The sequence below is a fragment of the Chthonobacter rhizosphaerae genome (assembly GCF_013839525.1).
GTDB lineage: Bacteria > Pseudomonadota > Alphaproteobacteria > Rhizobiales > Pleomorphomonadaceae > Chthonobacter > Chthonobacter rhizosphaerae.
The window spans coordinates 1-17,164 of record NZ_JACDIS010000015.1 but is presented as its reverse complement, the minus strand read 5'-3'; the positions used below and the strand labels follow the sequence as shown (position 1 = coordinate 17,164).

The 17,164-nt window shown below is 64.0% G+C and carries 15 protein-coding genes and 1 pseudogene; 9 read left to right on the top strand and 7 right to left on the bottom strand.

Going from position 1 to position 17,164, the window contains the following annotated elements:
* Positions 1–2: 2 nt before the first annotated feature.
* From HND91_RS19805 to HND91_RS19775, 7 genes are read left to right on the top strand one after another with little or no spacing between them, the layout of a single operon-like run.
* On the top strand, positions 3–1,037 hold the full coding sequence (locus HND91_RS19805) for a substrate-binding domain-containing protein (protein WP_181708342.1): 1,035 nt from the start codon (positions 3–5) through the stop codon (positions 1,035–1,037).
* A 54-nt stretch (positions 1,038–1,091) separates the two neighbouring features.
* Positions 1,092–2,039: an ABC transporter substrate-binding protein gene (locus tag HND91_RS19800; RefSeq protein ID WP_181708341.1), complete on the top strand. Its 948-nt coding sequence runs from the start codon at positions 1,092–1,094 to the stop codon at positions 2,037–2,039.
* 11 nt (positions 2,040–2,050) lie between these two features.
* Entirely contained in the window at positions 2,051–2,836 is a 786-nt protein-coding gene (locus HND91_RS19795; protein WP_181708340.1) for an ATP-binding cassette domain-containing protein, read from the top strand.
* A complete protein-coding gene (locus tag HND91_RS19790; protein WP_181708339.1) occupies positions 2,833–3,834 on the top strand; it encodes an ABC transporter permease in 1,002 nt (333 codons plus the stop codon). Before HND91_RS19795 ends, HND91_RS19790 begins: the two co-directional genes overlap by 4 nt.
* Positions 3,831–4,892 carry a phosphotriesterase family protein gene (locus tag HND91_RS19785; RefSeq protein WP_181708338.1) on the top strand — a complete coding sequence of 354 codons (1,062 nt, stop codon included), beginning with the start codon at positions 3,831–3,833 and terminating at the stop codon, positions 4,890–4,892. The genes HND91_RS19790 and HND91_RS19785 overlap by 4 nt, the downstream gene beginning before the upstream one ends.
* A 15-nt stretch (positions 4,893–4,907) precedes the next feature.
* A complete protein-coding gene (locus HND91_RS19780) occupies positions 4,908–5,684 on the top strand; it encodes a glutamine amidotransferase (protein ID WP_181708337.1) in 777 nt (258 codons plus the stop codon).
* Positions 5,660–6,574: a PfkB family carbohydrate kinase gene (locus tag HND91_RS19775; RefSeq protein ID WP_181708336.1), complete on the top strand. Its 915-nt coding sequence runs from the start codon at positions 5,660–5,662 to the stop codon at positions 6,572–6,574. Before HND91_RS19780 ends, HND91_RS19775 begins: the two co-directional genes overlap by 25 nt.
* A 60-nt stretch (positions 6,575–6,634) precedes the next feature.
* On the opposite strand, the gene HND91_RS19770 is transcribed toward HND91_RS19775, so the two are convergent.
* Both HND91_RS19770 and HND91_RS19765 read right to left on the bottom strand, forming a co-directional pair.
* Complete coding sequence (locus HND91_RS19770; protein WP_181708335.1) at positions 6,635–7,363, bottom strand: maleate cis-trans isomerase family protein; 729 nt, start codon at positions 7,361–7,363, stop codon at positions 6,635–6,637.
* Positions 7,360–7,947, bottom strand: a complete 588-nt coding sequence (locus HND91_RS19765; protein WP_425485506.1) for an aspartate/glutamate racemase family protein — start codon at positions 7,945–7,947, stop codon at positions 7,360–7,362. The genes HND91_RS19770 and HND91_RS19765 overlap by 4 nt, the downstream gene beginning before the upstream one ends.
* A 559-nt stretch (positions 7,948–8,506) precedes the next feature.
* Between HND91_RS19765 and HND91_RS23260 the strand changes: the two genes are divergently transcribed.
* Positions 8,507–9,877 (top strand): tetratricopeptide repeat protein, encoded by a 1,371-nt coding sequence (locus tag HND91_RS23260; protein WP_181708333.1) that lies wholly within the window; start codon positions 8,507–8,509, stop codon positions 9,875–9,877.
* Positions 9,878–12,117: 2,240 nt separating this feature from the next.
* Here HND91_RS23260 and HND91_RS19755 read toward each other — a convergent pair.
* The 5 genes and pseudogenes from HND91_RS19755 to HND91_RS19735 form a co-directional block, all read right to left on the bottom strand.
* The gene (locus tag HND91_RS19755; protein WP_181708332.1) at positions 12,118–12,582 is read right to left on the bottom strand and encodes a hypothetical protein; all 465 of its coding nucleotides are present in this window, start codon (positions 12,580–12,582) and stop codon (positions 12,118–12,120) included.
* Positions 12,583–13,180: 598 nt separating this feature from the next.
* Positions 13,181–13,483: a hypothetical protein gene (locus tag HND91_RS19750; protein ID WP_181708331.1), complete on the bottom strand. Its 303-nt coding sequence runs from the start codon at positions 13,481–13,483 to the stop codon at positions 13,181–13,183.
* Between the two features lie 237 nt (positions 13,484–13,720).
* Positions 13,721–14,536 (bottom strand): nucleotidyltransferase domain-containing protein, encoded by an 816-nt coding sequence (locus HND91_RS19745; protein ID WP_181708330.1) that lies wholly within the window; start codon positions 14,534–14,536, stop codon positions 13,721–13,723.
* A 181-nt stretch (positions 14,537–14,717) separates the two neighbouring features.
* A pseudogene (locus HND91_RS19740) lies at positions 14,718–15,519 on the bottom strand (IS5 family transposase); the annotation flags it as partial.
* 460 nt (positions 15,520–15,979) lie between these two features.
* Positions 15,980–16,312, bottom strand: a complete 333-nt coding sequence (locus HND91_RS19735) for an ArsR/SmtB family transcription factor (RefSeq protein WP_181708329.1) — start codon at positions 16,310–16,312, stop codon at positions 15,980–15,982.
* Positions 16,313–16,784: 472 nt separating this feature from the next.
* Here HND91_RS19735 and HND91_RS19730 point away from each other — a divergent pair.
* The coding region (locus HND91_RS19730) for a porin (protein ID WP_181708328.1) at positions 16,785–17,164 on the top strand (380 nt) is incomplete at its 3' end.

Genomic DNA, 17,164 nt, shown 5'->3' with positions numbered 1-17,164 from the left:
CCGTGCGCAAGGCGACGCTCACCGAGGTGGCCAAGGCGGCGAAGGTTTCGCCGACCACCGTGTCGCGTTGGCTGAACGGGTCCATCCAGCTGCCGCCGGCCACCACGGACCGCATCCGCGCCGCCATCCGCGAGCTCGACTACCGGCCGAACGCCCAGGCCCGGCGCCTCTCCCGCGGGCGGGCGGACACCATCGGCATCCTCGTGCCGGACATTTCCAATCCCTTCTTCGCCCTCATCGCCGGAGAGGCCGAGCGCGTGGCGGTCGAGGGCGGCTTCGACCTGATGATCTGGTCGTCGCGCAATCTCATCGAGCGCGAACTCGCCTGCTTCGACCGGCTCGCCACGGGCTTCGTGGACGGGTTGATCGTGATCACCAACCACGAGGACGATGGCCGCCTCGCCGAGCGCATCAACCGCCACCCGGGCCGGGTCGTCATCGTCGACGAGGACGTCGCGGGCGGCCGCGCGCCGCGCTTCTTCGTGGAGAACGAGGCGGGCGGCCTGGCCGCGACGCGCCTGCTGCTCGCCAACGGCCACCGGCGCATCTTCCACATCGGCGGCCCGTCCGGCGTCATGAGCGCGATCGAGCGGGCGCAAGGCTGGCGCCTCGCGCTCGCCGAGGCGGGCGTGTCGCCCCTGTCCGACTGGCACGTCTTCACCGACTACGAGGTCGAGCCGGCCACCGCCGCGGCGGCGGCGCTGTTCGATCGGCCCGATCCGCCGACGGCGGTCTTCGCCGGGTCGGACGCGATCGCCCTCGGCGTGCTCGCCCGGGCGAACGCGCGGTCCGTTGCGATTCCGGATCACCTGTCGCTCGTCGGCTTCGACGGCCTGCCCATCGTGGGGCTCCTCGGGCCGGCGCTGACCAGCGTGGAGCAGCCCATCGCCGCGCTGGGCCGGCTGAGCGCGGAGCGGCTGATCGCCATGATCGAAGGCGCGGAGCCGATCGACGACGCGCTGCGCCTGCCGGTGCGCCTCGTCGAGCGGGCCTCGGTCGCGCCATGCCGGGGATTTCGGCTGCCGGGGGCGGCCTGACGACATCACGCGACGGGAAAGGTCCCGCGCGCGATCAAGAGGGGAGAAAGAGCAATGACCACTTTCGACAGGCGTCAGGTCCTCGGAACCCTTGCGGCCTCCATGCTGGCGCTCTCCGCCGGCACGGCGCTCGCCCAGGACAAGCCCACCATCGGCCTCGTCCAGATCAACCAGCAGGCGCTGTTCTTCACCCAGATGAACGAGGGGGCCCAGAAGGCCGCCGACGCCGCCGGCGTCAACCTCGTCATCTTCAACGCCAACAACGATCCGGCCGCGCAGAACAACGCGATCGAGACCTATATCGAGCAGAAGGTGGCCGGCCTCGTGGTCGTCGCCATCGACACCAACGGCATCATGCCGGCGGTGAACGCCGCGGCGGCGGCCGGCATTCCGGTCGTGGCGGTGGACGCCGTGCTGCCCGAAGGCCCGCAGAAGGCGCAAGTCGGCGTCGACAACGAGGGCGCCGGACGGGCGATGGGCGAATTCTTCGTCAAGTACGTGGGCGAGGGCATGGGCGGCAGCGCCAAGCTCGGCATCGTCGGCGCGCTGAACTCCACCATCCAGAACATCCGCCAGAAGGGCTTCGAGGACGTGGTGAAGGGCGCCTCCGGCGTCACCATGGCCGGCGTCGTCGACGGCCGCAACGTGCAGGACAGCGCGCTTGCCGCCGCCGAGAGCCTGATGACGGCCAACCCCGACCTCACCGCCATCTACGCCACCGGCGAGCCGGCGCTCCTCGGCGCCGTCGCTGCCGTGGAAAGCCAGGGCAAGCAGGACCAGGTGAAGGTGTTCGGCTGGGATCTCACCGCCCAGGCGATCCAGGGCATCGACGCCGGCTATGTGGTGGGCGTGGTCCAGCAGGATCCGGCCGGCATGGGCGCCGCCGCGGTCGACGCGCTGGTGAAGATCGGCAAGGGCGAGGCGGTCGACGCCAACATCCCCGTCCCGATCACCATCGTCACCAAGGACAACGTCGAGCCCTATCGCGCGGTCTTCAAGTGAGCTCGACCGCCATGGCGGCTGAAAGCGAGGGAGCGGCTCCGGCCGCTCCCGTTCCCCGCATCTCCATGCGCGGCATCGTCAAGCGCTTCGGCTCCGTCGAGGCGCTGCGCGGCGTTGATCTCGATCTTCACGCGGGTGAATGCCTCGGCCTCGTCGGCGACAACGCGGCCGGCAAGTCCACGCTCACCAAAATCCTCGCCGGCGCTTACGTTCCGGACGGCGGCGAGATCCGCGTCAACGGCAACCCCGTTTCGTTCCGGAACCCCGCCGACGCGCGGGCGCACCACATCGAGATGGTCTACCAGGACCTCTCGCTCTGCGACACGGTCGACGTGGCGGGCAATCTCTTCCTCGGTCGCGAGCCTATGCGCGGCCCCTTCCTGGACCGCAGGGCGATGCGCGACGGCGCGCGCGCGATGCTCGATCGCCTGGAGATCAAGATCCCCAAGCTCGACCATCTGGTCGCCCAGCTCTCGGGAGGCCAGCGCCAGGCGATCGCCATCTGCCGCGCCGCCGCCTTCGACCCGCAGGTGCTCATCATGGACGAGCCGACCTCCGCGCTCGCCGTCGCCGAGGTGGAGGCGGTGCTCGCCCTCATCAACCGGGTGAAGGCCTCCGGCGTCTCGGTGGTGCTCATCACCCACCGCCTGCAGGACCTCTTCCGGGTCTGCGACCGCATCGCCGTCCTGTACGAGGGCACCAAGGTCGCCGAGCGGCGAACGGCCGAGACCGACCTGCAGGATCTCGTCTCGCTGATCGTCGGCGAGAAGCACGTGGCGAGGGGAGGGCGGGCATGACGGCCTACACCTCGCGGCCGGAGGGCTCGCGCCTCGCCGACGTCCTCGCCACCCATGCCCAGTTGCTGTCGATCGCCGGCTTCTTCCTCATCATGGTGGTGATCTTCTCCACCCTCAGCCCGGTGTTCCTGACGCCCGGCAACCTTCTCAACGTGCTGCGCCAGGCGGCGCCGATCCTGATCGTCGCCGTCGCCATGACGTTCGTGATCACCACGGGCGGGATCGACCTCTCCGTCGGCTCCTCGGTGGCGCTGGTCAACGCGCTCGCCGCCATCCTCATCCAGGCCGGCGTGCCCTGGCAGCTGGTCGTGCCCGTCCTCCTCGCCATCGGCGCCGGCATCGGGGCGGTCCAGGGCTGGTTCATCGCCTTCCAGGGCATCCAGCCCTTCATCGTCACCCTCGCCGGGCTTTCGGCCCTTCGCGGCATCGCGCTCCTGATGACGGAAGGCTTCTCCGTCCCGATCCCCACCGGCATCGGCTTCGTGCAGATCGGCCGGGGCTGGTTCGCCGGCGTACCCGCGCCGGCCTGGATCGCCGTCGCCGCCGCCGTGGCGGGCTTCGTCGCGCTCTCCTCCATGCGGTTCGGCCGCTACGTCACCGCCATCGGCGCCAATCAGGAGGCCGCCCGCCGGGCCGGCATCCCGACCCGCGCCGTCCTCCTGCGGGTCTATGTCCTCACCGGCCTCGCCTCGGCCGTCGCGGGCATCGTCATCGCGGCGCGGCTCGGGTCCGGCAGCTCCAACGCGGCGGTCGGCTTCGAGCTCGACGTGATCGCCGGCGTGGTCCTCGGCGGCACGTCCCTGATGGGCGGGCGCGGCTCGATGCTGGGCACGATCCTCGGCGCGCTCACCATCGCGGTCATCGGTAACGGCCTCATCCTGGCGCACGTCTCGCCCTTCTTCACCCAGATCGTCACCGGCTCCATCATCCTGCTCGCCGTCTGGCTCAACGCGCGGGTGTTCTCCCGCCTCGCGGCCGGACGCAGGAGGCGCACATGAGCGAACTCTCGCCCGCCCACGTCGGCTCCGGCCTCGTGATGACCGTGAACGGCCCCATCCCGGCCGGCGACCTCGGCCTGACGCTGATGCACGAGCATCTCGTCAACGACTGCCGCTGCTGGTGGAACCCGCCGACGGAGCCGGAGCGCGCCCATCTCGGCACCGAGCCGGTGCATGCGGGCATCCTCGGCGAATTGCGCATGGACCCCTTCGTCAACCTGGACAACTGCGCCCTCGACGACCACCGGGCCGCCGCCGCCGAGCTGATGCTCTTCAAGGCGGCCGGCGGGCGCTCCGTCGTCGATCCGACCTGCCGGGGCATCGGCCGCAGTCCGGCGAAATTGCGCGAGATCGCGGCGATCACCGGGCTCAACATCGTGATGGGCTCCGGCTACTACCTCCAGTCCTCGCACCCGCCCGAGGTCGCCCGTCTGAGCGCCGACGCGATCGCCGACGAGATCGTCGCCGAGGCGCTGGAGGGCGTCGACGGCACGGACGCCCGGATCGGCCTCATCGGCGAGATCGGCGTTTCCGGTGACTTCACCGCCGACGAGGAGAAGAGCCTGCGCGGCGCGGCCCGCGCCCAGGCGCGCACCCGCCTGCCGCTGATGGTGCACCTGCCGGCCTGGTACCGCCACGGCGACCGGGTGCTGGACACCGCCGGGGAGGAGGGCGCGGATCTTTCGCACACCATCCTCTGCCACATGGGCCCGTCCTGGCGTGACGTCGACTACCAGACGCGGCTTGCCGCGCGCGGCGCCTACATCGAGTACGACATGATCGGCATGGACTACTGGTACGCCGACCAGGGCGTCCAATGCCCCTCCGACGAGGAGAACGCCACCGCGATCAAGGGGCTGATCGACGCCGGTTTCGTCGACCGGATCCTGCTCTCCCAGGACGTCTTCCTGAAGATGATGCTGACCCGCCACGGCGGCTTCGGCTACGCCTATGTTCCCACCCATTTCGCGGCTCGGCTGAGGCGGCACGGCGTGACGGACGACCAGATCCGCACGATGCTCGTCGACAATCCGCGCCGCGTGTTCCAGGCCGACTGAGTGACCGGAGGACCTATGCCGAAGAAGAAGATCCTGCTCGTCGGCGAAAGCTGGATGAGCGCCGCCAACCACTACAAGGGCTTCGACGTCTTCTCCAGCGTGACCTTCCACCTCGGCGCCGAGCCGCTGGTGGAGGCGCTGAAGGACAGCCCCTTCGAGATCACCTACATGAAGGTGCACGAGGCGGCGACCGCCTTCCCGATGACCATGGAGGGGCTGAAGGCCTACGACGCCGTCCTCCTCTCCGACATCGGCTCCAACACGCTCCTCCTCCATCCCGACGTGTGGCTCCACGGCCGGACCGTGCCCAATCGCCTGTCGCTGATCCGCGACTATGTGGAGGCCGGCGGCGGGCTGATGATGATCGGCGGCTACTTCTCCTTCCAGGGCATCGACGGCAAGGCGCGCTGGCGCCGCACGCCCGTGGAGGACGCCCTGCCGGTCGCCTGCCTGCCCTACGACGACCGCATCGAGGCCCCGGAGGGGATCGTGGCCGACGTCCTCCTGCCGGACCATCCGATCGTCGCGGGCCTGCCCTCGCCCTGGCCGGCGCTTCTCGGCGTCAACGAGGTGCTGCTGAAAGACCAACCCGGCATCGAGGTCATCGCCCGCCTGCCGGAGGAGCAGGGCGGCCACCCGTTGCTCGTCGCCGGCTCCCGCGGCAGGGGCCGCACGCTGGCCTGGACGTCCGACATCGGCCCGCACTGGCTGCCGCAGCCCTTCGTCGACTGGCCGGGCTACCGGCAGCTCTGGACCCAGGCGCTGGAGTGGCTGACGACGCCGGCCGCGTGATGCTGGTCGTCTTCGGCAACGCCGGTCGCGACGTCACCTTCCGTGTCGGCCGCCTGCCGGCCGCCGGCGAGACGGTCAACGCCCGCTCGACCGCGCGCGATCTCGGCGGCAAGGGCCTCAACCAGGCGATCGCCGCCGCGCGCGCCGGGGCGACCGTCCGGCTCGTCGCGCCCGTCGGCACGGACGACGTCGCGACGGAGATCCGGGCTTTCATCCGAGCCGAGCGCATCGCAGACGGGCTCGTCGTCCGCCCCGGCCCGAGCGACCAGTCGATGATCGTGGTGGACGACCGCGCCGAGAACCTCATCGTCTCCGATTCCGCGCTCGCCGAAGGGCTGCCCGCGGCCGAGGTCCCCGACCTGCTCGACCTCTCCTCCGGGGACGGGCTCCTGATGCAGGGCAACCTTCGGGCGGAGACGACGCGGCGCGCCGCCGAGGCGGGGCGCGCCGCCGGGGCCCGCGTCATCCTCAACCCCGCGCCCTTCTCGCCCGCCTTCGCGGCGCTCGCCGACCGGATCGACGGGGTGGTGGTCAATGCCGTGGAGGCCGCCCAGTGGACCGGCGTCGACGATCCGGCCGGCGCCCTGAAGGCCCTTCCCGTGCCGGTGGCGGTCGTCACCCGCGGCGCGGCCGGGTGCCTGCTCCGCACCGCGGCCGGCGCGGTCCTCGAGCTCCCCGCGCCGCCGGTGGAGCCCGTGGACACCACCGGAGCCGGCGACACCTTCGTCGGCGCCTTCGTGGCCGAATGGCTGGCGACCGGCGACCCGGTCCGTGCGGCCCGGCTCGGGCTCGCCGCCGCGAGCGAGATGGTGACGCGCGCCGGAACCGTTTCGGCTCTGCCCACGCGGGCCGACTTCGCCCGCCTGCGGGCGATGCTCGCCGCCGGCTGATGCCCGGTTTACGGGCGGCCGGACCGCACACCGGCCGTGGGTTCGGCGAACCGGCCGCCATCAGGCGAAAAGGCGGCCGAACCCCGCGAGATCCCTGGTCGGAAGGCCACGTTCGGCGAAGCACCCCCAGAGGGTGAAGGCGACGGAGTCGAGGACGGTGACGCCGAGCTCCGCCTCCAGGTCCGCGGCGATCAGCGTCCCGCGCATGTTGGTGCAGAGCACCACGATCGCCTGGGGCATCTCCACCGCGACCGCGCGGCAGAGATCGGCGATCTCGCCCTCCGGCACGGTCGCGAAGGAGAAGTTGTCCGAAACGCCGAGGTGGCGCTCGGCCACCGTGGTGATCCCGTCGCGCGCGAAGGTCTGAACGATCCGCGCCTGGACGTCCGAGGTGTAGGGCGTCACGAGCCCGATCCGAGTGATGCCGTGTCCCGCCAGATAGCGCCGCAGGCTCAGGACAGCGCTGGTCGCCGGGACGCCGCACCGCGCCGTGATCGCCGCGCAGAGCCGCTCGTCCGTGTCGATCCCGAGCCAGGAGGCCGAGGTCCCGTTCCAGGCGATCAGATCGACCTTGGCGTCCGCCAGGAGATCGGAGGCCGCCAGGATCGGCTCCTGCGAGAATTGCGCGTCGGCGCCTGGATCGAGGCCGATGCGCGTCACTCGGAACCGCCCGAAGTGGGCGGTCACCCTGGGGAAGAGCGGGGCCAGCAGCGCGGCCGTGTAGGGCTCCAGCACCGTGTTCGACGACGGCGTGAGCATGCCGATGCGGAAGGGTGGGACTGCGCTCATTCGTTTTCTCCGCCCGGGCCGCGGGAGTGGGCGGCGGCCGGCGCCTCCTCATGGGCCAGCCAGTCCGCCAGGGGGCGGGGCAGGCCGCGGCTCTGTTTCGGATCCGGCCGACGGGTGCCGCCCGCCAGCGCCGGCCGCACCTTCAGGGCGACCAGCGCCTCGGCCTGTTTCACCGCGGCGACGGTCTGGTCCACGACGGGTACGGGCACGCGGTCGCGGATCAGCGCGGCCAGTCCCGTCAGCGGCGCGCCCCCGAAGATGATGACTTCGGCGCCATCCTCCTCCACCGCCTGCTCGGCAAGCCTGACCAGGAGATCCCTGATCTTCGCCTCGTCCTGCACGTTGGCGACGTCCCTCGACGGCGCCGCGTCCGGAGCGCGGATCGAGGCGCAGCGGCTGGCGAGGCCGTGCGTGGCCACGCAATCGGCGAACCAGCCGCGGAGCGGCGGCGCGAAAGTGATGATGGAAAACCGGCCGCCCAGCATGCAGGCGCTCAGCATCGCGGCTTCCGCGAGACCGACGACGGGCAGGTCGAACAACTCCCGTGCCGCCAGCAGGCCCGGATCGCCGAAGGCGGCGACGATGGCCGCGTGCTTTGCCTCCGAAGACGGCGAAACACACGCAACTCTTCGGAGTCAGCACCTGGACCGATACGCGATCTTGATCAGGCCAAACAGGTCTCTTGAGAAAGGACGCTAAGCACCTGGCTTTTCGCCAAACTACCGCCGAACGGTAGAAAAACTGCACTATCCAAAGCTTCAAGTTGCGCCGATCGAGAAGCGATGTTCCTGCCGATAGAAAGTTACTTTTGGAGCGCTACGTAACCACGCGACTGATAAAGACATCAATCGGACCAAATGCACCTTTAGGCGCGCTGATTGATCTAGGATCTTGCTGACAGCACGAATCGCCAAATCAGCAGAAATGCAGAACAGAATAAATAGTCGTTCACGGAAACTAGGTTAGAATAGTCAGTTTTAAGTCGCGTTTGCATTTCGATAACTTAGATTGATCCACCTTCTCGTCTTTGAATCATGTTGCGGTTGAAAGGCTTGTTGAATGATGGGTCGCACTAGAGTCTTCGACAACGGGACCACCGTGGCTTCTTATAGTCTATGCCCTGGTGCTCGGGCGAGCACTCTGGTGGTCACATTCGATCATCTCGGGGCCTTAAACGTGGAAACACCGGGGTTTGGTGAGGCCTTCCTTCTGAAGCACGGTTTCGACGTCCTCAACTTCCAAAAAAGGAAAGAAAATTATTACCAGGACTTATCGCGAGATTGCTTTAAACAAGTGGTACATAACTTGCCTAATACTTATGACAGAGTGTGTCTGTACGGATCGAGCCTGGGCGGTTACGCGGCTCTGTACTATTCGATAGCCGTCGAATCTGATTTGATTGCAATCTCTCCGTTGTGTTCGATCCACCCTGGACATAATAATGTACAGGCTAGACATGACAGCCGAGTAGAATGGCAGCACGATCAGCTCCAATTGCCGACGAACTACCATGCAAGTGCTGTCATCTTGACCGACCCTTATGACCACCAGGATGCATTTTTTCTACAAGGTGTTGTCAGGCCTGCATTCCCAGAAGCATACGTTGTAAAAGTTCCGTTCGGAGGGCATCCGGTCGGGGAAGTGCTCTCAGAATTAGGAGTGCTCAAGCAGTACATAGTCGATGTTCTCAGAAGGGAGGGGAGCAGATCAATCAGTACAGTCGGTATAAAAGGAAGATCGAAGTCGATCGTTTTCAATATGGCCAACGAAGCAATACGCAGGAACAAAACCAACATCGCGATAGCGCTGTCAGATCGTTTGACGAGCCAATACCAGGATAATGTAGCCTTTGCAATTCAATCTAGCCGCGCGATGCTGAACGCTGGCCTGTTGGACAGCGCTTTCCAGAAAGCATTGGACGCTATTGGGCGTTCAGAAGAGACTGGCGATTTGCAGCACGGGGCAGCGCCTCTCGCAATAACTGATCGCGCGCATGCAGGCCACTTCGTGGATCTTGGCAAAGCCCTTACCGCCGCTAAGCGATACAGCGAGGCCTCTCGCGCTTTTGCTACTGCTATTCGGCTAAACGATGAAGTGCCATGGTGGCGCTATCTCCACGCCAGCACGCTCTATGAAGCGAAACGATACGAGGAGGCAATTGCCACTTTAAAGCATAAAGGTGCCGACGCGCCCCACTATGCCGAGGCATGGAATCTGCTTGGGCGTTGTCATGCAATAAGCGGAAATGTGACAGAAGCCACGCGAGCCTACTCTCGAGCGCATGAATTACGGCCGACGTGGCTTTGGCCATTGCTGCAGCTTGCAAATCTGCAACTTGGGCCAGGCGGCGATCCAGAAGTCGGAATTTCCGCGCTCAGTAGCTTCATCTCAAGGGAAAGCAACATAAACGAACGGCAATCACTATTTAGGCTTAAAGGAAAGTTACACGAGCTGATTGCAGAGCGGTCTCTAAGGGAAGCACGTAGGTGTCATGAACTAGCTAATGCTGGATGATCTCGGTTAGGAGTAGGCACAAAGCCTTTACACATAAGAACACCTTCCGTTCTTGTCTAATCCAGCACTATCCCGAAGTAAGGTACCATCAACCTCAGTGCAGGAGAACGACATCGGTACGCGGGAATTAATTAGTTGGCAGTTTCGTTGACAAGACGGGTGAGCTGCGCCTCTTTTTATTCAAGCCTCGCATTTATTTCGGCGAGTATGTTGACCCTCTCGGGCCGGCCCTACCGGGACGAGCGCGCGGCTGATTGTGCTGCGAACCGTCGGACCCTGCCGTGCGGAAACGTCGAGGCGCAGGCGGTTGGCTTCTGTTATCAGAGCTTCGAGCGCAACTTGGTGGTGTTGTGGTCGAGCTGCCACTGCGAGAGGCTACTACTGTCTTTTGAACGGTTGGAGGCTGAATATCAACCTTTCACACGGCTTGGCATTCAGCAGTTCATCGCTCAGCCGGCCGTCGAAGCTCTGAATAGAGCTATTCCGTATTGCCCTGCAGGGTGCAACGGTGTGCCACTCACCCTTGGCCGCATCGGCCCGGGCCAGGTTGGCACTGGAGGTCGGCTCGACGCCTTTGTTACTGACGATCATCTTGGGCTTGCGTTGCTCCACTAGGAGCTATCGGGCTCCGCCGACTCTTAAGGAAAGAAGCGGCGTATCCGTCAGTAAGAGATGAGCCTCACCGATCCCACGAAACCAAAAGGAAGGGGCGGGCCGTCGCCCGCCCCTCGTTCTGCAATTCCGGCTTGACCGTACAAGAACAAACTAATGTATCTGCAAAATCGAGCTTAAACGCTCGAGCTATTTCAAAACGGGATGCTTATAAACCGATTGCGATTTACATTGAAGCGTCTGTCCTATCGGGCTGCGCAGAAAACTATGTCTTGTGGTGGAATTGCAACAGCTTATGGCTAAGTCTCAGTTCAGAAGCTATGCCGACCCTATGCCGCAAAGGCGCACATTAGAGACATGTAAGATCGTTCACTGGAAGGTAGGCTATAAACAGAAATGAGCCGGAACTAAAACGTCACCAGCAGGCGCTCTAAGTGGAAATGCGCACACGCCCGCAAAGTGAGCTCAAATAAAGTTTGAACTATAGGTATTTAACAGCGTCAACAAAGGAGCAGTTCTGTGACACTCCTGGGTCTAGCTGGCAGAGCTGCTCTTTTTGGCATGTTCCTTGTGTAGAGCTATGACGCACTTCCGCGCTGTAAAGATGATGTCTCGAGTAGGGACAAACACCGTTTCGGATGATGACCTTCCGCCGGATTTGCGCCGAGGATTATAAGCCTACGTTTTTCTAAGCAACCTTAGGCCCTGGCCAAGAGCATACGCAGCAGCAATAGCCATTAAGAGCACGCCAAGAAACGTGTACACGATGAGCGTTATGCTAGCGGTCGCTAAAGCAACCACTGTGTTCCGAGCAGCGCTCCGATGTCCGCGCTTGTAGCCGCGCGAATACGTGGTGGAATCAACGGCTGCCACAGTTTGTACCCTTGCCTAGAACTGACAGAAGAACGAACGGGCGCCCTGTAGAGTTCCGAAGGACCGCGTGGCTTCAGAAGATGCTCATCGATACGCAGTATTTACAATTACACAGGTTTCTTAGGCGCTGGGCAATAATCCATAGCGGCCTGTGTAGATGCGCTCCCGTCGCGCACTGGGCAGCAAACCGCGAGTCCAGCGTAGACGGGCCCAGTGTGCCTCGTCCGAGGTTTGAAATCAGAGTGGCCGAGCCGCTAGTCAAGGGCTGCCAGAATCATCACGGTCAGAATGAGCCACCCGGCGGTACCAAGCAGAAGCAGCCAAGACCCGAGAATCCTATTCTTAGGGAGTTGGATCTCTTTCTCGAGGGTCGCCGCAAGGGCAGCTTTAACGGCAGAGCCGAGGGCTGCCGGGCGGGACGATCTCATTCTGCACGTGGATCCAATCGGGTGATGTCGTCGGTTGTACTCTCATGAGCGGTAAGCGGGACTTTGGTCAAGTAGGTAGCACAGCGAACGCCTGGGGAACGCTGAACGGAAAGGCGCCGCGCCGGCGCAATGCCCTAACGGCGTGAATGTGACAGCTCGCCTGCAAGCGCCCGTTTCGAAAGCCAGCGTTATCGAGCTTTCAGAGGCGAGCGAAGGGGCGCCCGTTGCGCTCGGTTAGGTGGCAGTCCGGTGTTCATCAAAAGTGCATAAGCCGCCGTGGCCTTAGAATGCCACGGCGGGGTATGATCAAGCATCCGGATCGTTCGATCAGGCCAGCAAGCCAGCAAACTCCGTATCGCCAATGGTCTGGTCTGCAAGAGCCAGAACGCTGCCATCGATGCTGTTGCCAACGCCGTTTCCAGCAATGACGTTGGCGACGTTGACGCCGATATTGATGTCCGGGCCACCGAAGAAGTCGTAGAGGCTGGGGCCGCCACCGACGTCAGTGTCGCCGACGTCCTGAGTCGCCTGAGCGACCACGTCTCCGTCGATGTCGTTGCCGACGCCGTTACCGGCGACCACCGTTGCGACATTGACGCCAATGTTGATATCCGGGCCGCCAAAAAGGTCGTAGAGGCTGGGGCCGCTCAGTTCAGTGTCGCCGCCGTCTTGGGTCGCTTGCGCGACCACATCGCCGCCGACCTCATTGCCGACGCCGTTTGCAGCGTTGACCGAAGCGGTGTTTGTGCCCTGATTCAGTTCCGAGGCGAAAGCAGCAAGCCAAGCATCCATGGGAGTGCTCCATAGTCGATAGGGTCAGGTTCACCGCCGTTCAAGGACTGGTTGATGCCCGGCGATGACTGGACTATGGCAACTGACAGAGCTTGGCTCAGTGACCGAGCGCACACACCCGAGTACAAGGCAGTCTATCTGCGCGGGACATCGAGAAGACAGGAGCAGGTACTCAAAGCCCCAAGCCAGTACAGCAACATGGAGGATTCTGGAGCAGTGCAGAACCGGCGGGAAGAGACGCTATGCGTGTTTGACGTCGACCTGATGGTCCGCACAGCGTCTCCCCGGTCCGCCGCAATGCGAGCCGACGCTAGTCACGACAATTGCAGTTAACGGGGGCTTAACGCATGAACCGCTGCGCCGAACGACGCGTTGATGATAGCCACCTTGAATCGTGGAACTGCGATACGGCGGCCTGCAGACACAAAGGCGTATAGAGGCTTGTGCAGCGGGCCAATTGCCTGCGCGAGCTAATTGGGCCGTCTCGACTGATTGCAGAAAAATGCTTTGCAAGCGGCGGAGCTATACCAAAAGCAGAAAGGCCGCCGCACCAGCGACGCCCTTTCTTGTCTAAAGCGTGACGTTTCAGAACAGGGTATCAGTGCATGAAGAGAGGGAAGCCCTCGACGTCACCGACAGTCTGATCCGCATCCGCGTAGATGCCCCCACCGACGTGGTTGAAGAGACCATTGGCCGCGTACACGTCTGCCGAGTTGCTGCCGTAATTGGCCTCGTGGGCTTCGAAACCGAAATCGTGCCCATAATCGACAACGGTCTGGCTGGCGTCAGACACAATCTCGCCGGTGACGCTGTTGCCAATGCCGTTGGCAGCGTTCACGGAGCCGCTGTTGTGGCCTTCGTTCACTTCGGTTCCGAAAGCGAGCATCCAGGGGTCCGCCATGGAATCTTTCCGTCCAGGTTGGTCCGGTTGTCGGCGGGGAGCGGGGGTGACCGCCGATGGGTGGCCACTGCCTTGGGCTCGAACAGCTAACTGATATGAACGTCACGCGTGATCGCTAAGTCGGTTTAGAGCGCCCATCAAAACCATCAGTGGACATCGTTGCGGCGGCTATGCGTGGCGGCGTCCCTGGAAGACCGGGAGTCGCTTCTGCCGGATGCGCACGCCTGAACGACAGGTTTAGGCCGACGTCTGTGCAGGCAGAGGCCAATCGAAGGATGCGATGAACTCCTCCAGGGCGCCCGGCATACCAGGAGTGGTCACCGACGGCGGATCGTCAGACCGTAGGTCCAGGTACAGGCGTGCTGCGGCGAGGAGGCTGCCCCGGACTGAGGCCGTTTCATGCCGCGCAACTGTGCCAGCCAGCCGGTTGTCCGCGTTCAGGCCTAGCGCCTCGATCCGGCGCACGCCGCGCTGGGGGAGACCCGCTCGCCGGTGCAGCATCGGGCCCAGCACCTGTTCGCGGAAGAAGGCAAGCATGCCCATGGCCTCGAAGAGTTCGCCCCGGCCGAGCTTGGTGGCCCCGTAGTGGAGCCAAATCCAGGCCCGCGCCTCAAACCAGTCAGCCTCCCGGTTGGGCCAGGCTACCGGGGTTCGGTCGAGCCGGGCCTCCAACGCGGCACGATCTCGGGAGACCAGGATGGCAGGCCGCTCGATGAGCGGGTGCAGGTCGGCCAAAGTAACCACCTTCAGGTCCACGTGAAGGAGCGGTGGGCCATAAAGGCAGATGAGCAGGCGCGGCTCGCCCACATGTTCGCCCGTGAAGGCGCTGAGCAAGGGACCGAGCGCCTCGGCAAAGGATTGGCGCGATGCGAGCAGGTCTTCGTGCGCCGCCGCCTCGGCCACGAGAATGAAGTCGAGATCCGAGAACTCATCCAGCCCGCCGTGGATGAACGAGCCAGCCGCCAGCAGGCTGTGGATCCGCGGATCGCGCGCAACCGCGTCACAGATGCGCTCGAGGAATTCGGAGTGAGGCTGGGGCAATATGCGGGTCATCGTGTCTCCTGGGCAGAGGCTCACGATAGATAGAGGAACTTGCCAGCAGCAACAGGAGACAAGGCCAATTCGGGACAGACGGACCTGAAAGTTGTGCCCAAGGTCGTCGGTTTGAATTGGCAGTGGTTGGCATGCTTTGACCCTCGTCAGGGACGAGGCCTTGAGGCGCCCAACCACGCAGCCGCTGGCCCAACCTCCAGCAGATGAGGGAGGCAGCGAGCGACAGGAACGCCAGGTGGATGTCGGCGCGGCGCTCAAAACTGATGGTGAGGCGACGGAAGCGGCTGACCAGGCCAGAATGCGTTCAACTACCCAGCGGTGACGGCCCAAGCGCTCGCTACCGTCGACCGCACGTCGGGCGACCCGAGCTTCGATGCAGCGCCGACGTAGGGCCTCGCGGCAGCGTGGCACGTCATCAGCTCTATCTGCGTGGAGCTTGGTTGGGCGCCCACGGGGGCGCCCTCGCCGTTGCCGGACCGGCGGCACGGCGTCGATCAGGGCCTCAAAGACGCGGCTGTCGTGGACGTTGGCAGCCGTGAGCTGGCCGGCGAGCGGGACGCTGTTGCCATCCGTGATGACGTGACACTTGGATCCTGGTCGACCCCGGTCCGTGGGGTTCGGGCAGGTGCGCTCGCTCCCCTTTTCGCCGGCACGGACGCGCTGTCCAGCCACGCTCGACTCCAATCAATGACCCCCGCTCGCCCGAGCCGGTCCAAGAGAACGCGAGAGCACGCGATGGAGCCGGTCGCAAACCCTGGCTCCTGCCACTCCCACAAGCCCCGTCAGCAGGTCATTCTCGAGCGACAGCCCATCTCTTGGGGCAGCATTTCCTAAGGCAGAGCCGAGCGCAGCACGAACAGGATGCCGGTCAGGGCTGCGTGGTCCGGCACCCGAGGTCGGCTGCCCTTGGGATCGGGCCGCTCAGCCGGCAGCAGCGGCTCAGTAACTGCCCACAGATCATCGGGAAGAAAAGGTCTCGCCATGCGCTCGGAATCGACACGGCGCCACTTCAGTTCTGAGATTAGGCGCTGCTAGCCCGATGTCGCGCCGTCTGGGCCAAACGGCTGCACACAGGCCGGAATGGTCTAGATAGAAACTTTGGAAGCAGCTATCGCCGGCTGAAGGGCAACAATGATCAATCCAGGTACGATCGACCATCCTATGCCCTTTCCATGAAAACGATCGGCGTCGATGCTAGCTCGCGGCTCCGCTCAAGATGCTCGCGAAACCACACCTCGCGACGATCCCATCTGAGATGCCCAGCCCGCGATGCTGCGAATGCAGTCAGCTGGATCGGCGCCATCCGTAAGATTGGCTCTTGCTCTGAGCCGACCGTGAGAATGGTGCTGGCCAGGGTTGTCGGTCACAGCGCTACAGGCAGGTAGTCCGCGAAGCTCCGCTTTTGAAGGGTCAGCTATGACCGCGTATTAAAGAGCGCTACGGTTAGTCGCCATCCTGTGCATGTGAGTCCTTCCGCTCGGCCGAACTCGGCTCGTAATTGGTATCGAGCAGCCACTCCAGTCGCGTCTTGAGCAATTCGATGCCGTTCCTATCCAATCGGTAGACGCGGCTCCGGCCGTCAACCTCTGACTTGATGAGGCCCAGCTCCTTCATTCTCGCCAGGTTCTGAGAAACGGTCGGCTGCGGCAGGTCCAGAGCCTTAGTGATTTGGCCGACGTTCATTGGTCCGCGCGCCAGGAGCCCCATCATCAAGAGACGGTTCTGATATGCGATGCCGGACAGAGACTCCTCAAGGTGGGTTGCGACCTGCTTCATACGAATCCAATCCATACCGCCGCCCTTGCGTATTAAGGCGCACCGGCTGCTTCCGACTCGCCTATGGCGCCAGCGCCAGCCTTAAGTCTCTGCCACCGCTGTGCTCGCCGAGTACCACCCTGGCCCCGAGCAAAGGCAAGCTATCCAAAAATCGTTCACCCGTTAACCTATTGTTTAGTGTTCCAATTTCGTCCGCAAATCTCGCGTGGCATATCTGCAACAAAGGGATTTCAAAACCCTCGTTGGTCGGGTGTGAGGGCTTTTCGACGTTGAACCGGTCCGGCGGATCGTTCACTTTCACCCTGCGAGTTCGGAAACGAGCTCACAACGTTCCACCGCTGAGGGTCTGGGGTGACCCACCAGCTTCCCAGTGGGGCGATACACACAAGGGCCGGTTTGAGATCACTCGACGAAGCAGCGCTTCAAGACGATCGCAGCGGGTTCCTCTCTGGTTGACTTTGGAGGTCAGGAAATGAACATCAAGAGCATCCTGCTCGGCACCGCTGCCGGCCTGATGGTCGCGTCGGCTGCCCAGGCTGCGGACCTTCCGGGCGAGCCGGTTCCGGCCGCTGTGGACTATGTGAAGGTTTGCGACACCTTCGGCGCCGGCTTCTTCTACATCCCCGGCACCGAGACCTGCCTCGACATCTCCGGCCGCGTCCGCTTCCGCGTCACGGCCTTCGAGGCTGACCAGGACGTCCCGGGTGACGGCGACGACGACTTCAGCGTCCAGTTCCGTGCTGACGCCCGCGTCGACTTCGACGCCCGCACCATGACCGAGTACGGCCAGCTCCGGTCGTTCTTCCGTCTGGCGACGGACAGCGAAGACTCCATCCTGGTGGAAGGCGCCTT

What these genes read in the sequence shown, in the direction of transcription:
- HND91_RS19785 (WP_181708338.1), top strand. Translation starts at nt 3,831, where the DNA reads ATGAGCGAACTCTCGCCCGCCCACGTCGGCTCCGGCCTCGTGATGACC.
- HND91_RS19780 (WP_181708337.1), top strand. Translation starts at nt 4,908, where the DNA reads ATGCCGAAGAAGAAGATCCTGCTCGTCGGCGAAAGCTGGATGAGCGCC.
- HND91_RS19770 (WP_181708335.1), bottom strand. Translation starts at nt 7,363, where the DNA reads ATGAGCGCAGTCCCACCCTTCCGCATCGGCATGCTCACGCCGTCGTCG.
- HND91_RS19795 (WP_181708340.1), top strand. Translation starts at nt 2,051, where the DNA reads ATGGCGGCTGAAAGCGAGGGAGCGGCTCCGGCCGCTCCCGTTCCCCGC.
- HND91_RS19755 (WP_181708332.1), bottom strand. Translation starts at nt 12,582, where the DNA reads ATGGATGCTTGGCTTGCTGCTTTCGCCTCGGAACTGAATCAGGGCACA.
- HND91_RS19750 (WP_181708331.1), bottom strand. Translation starts at nt 13,483, where the DNA reads ATGGCGGACCCCTGGATGCTCGCTTTCGGAACCGAAGTGAACGAAGGC.
- HND91_RS19735 (WP_181708329.1), bottom strand. Translation starts at nt 16,312, where the DNA reads ATGAAGCAGGTCGCAACCCACCTTGAGGAGTCTCTGTCCGGCATCGCA.
- HND91_RS19800 (WP_181708341.1), top strand. Translation starts at nt 1,092, where the DNA reads ATGACCACTTTCGACAGGCGTCAGGTCCTCGGAACCCTTGCGGCCTCC.
- HND91_RS19790 (WP_181708339.1), top strand. Translation starts at nt 2,833, where the DNA reads ATGACGGCCTACACCTCGCGGCCGGAGGGCTCGCGCCTCGCCGACGTC.
- HND91_RS19745 (WP_181708330.1), bottom strand. Translation starts at nt 14,536, where the DNA reads ATGACCCGCATATTGCCCCAGCCTCACTCCGAATTCCTCGAGCGCATC.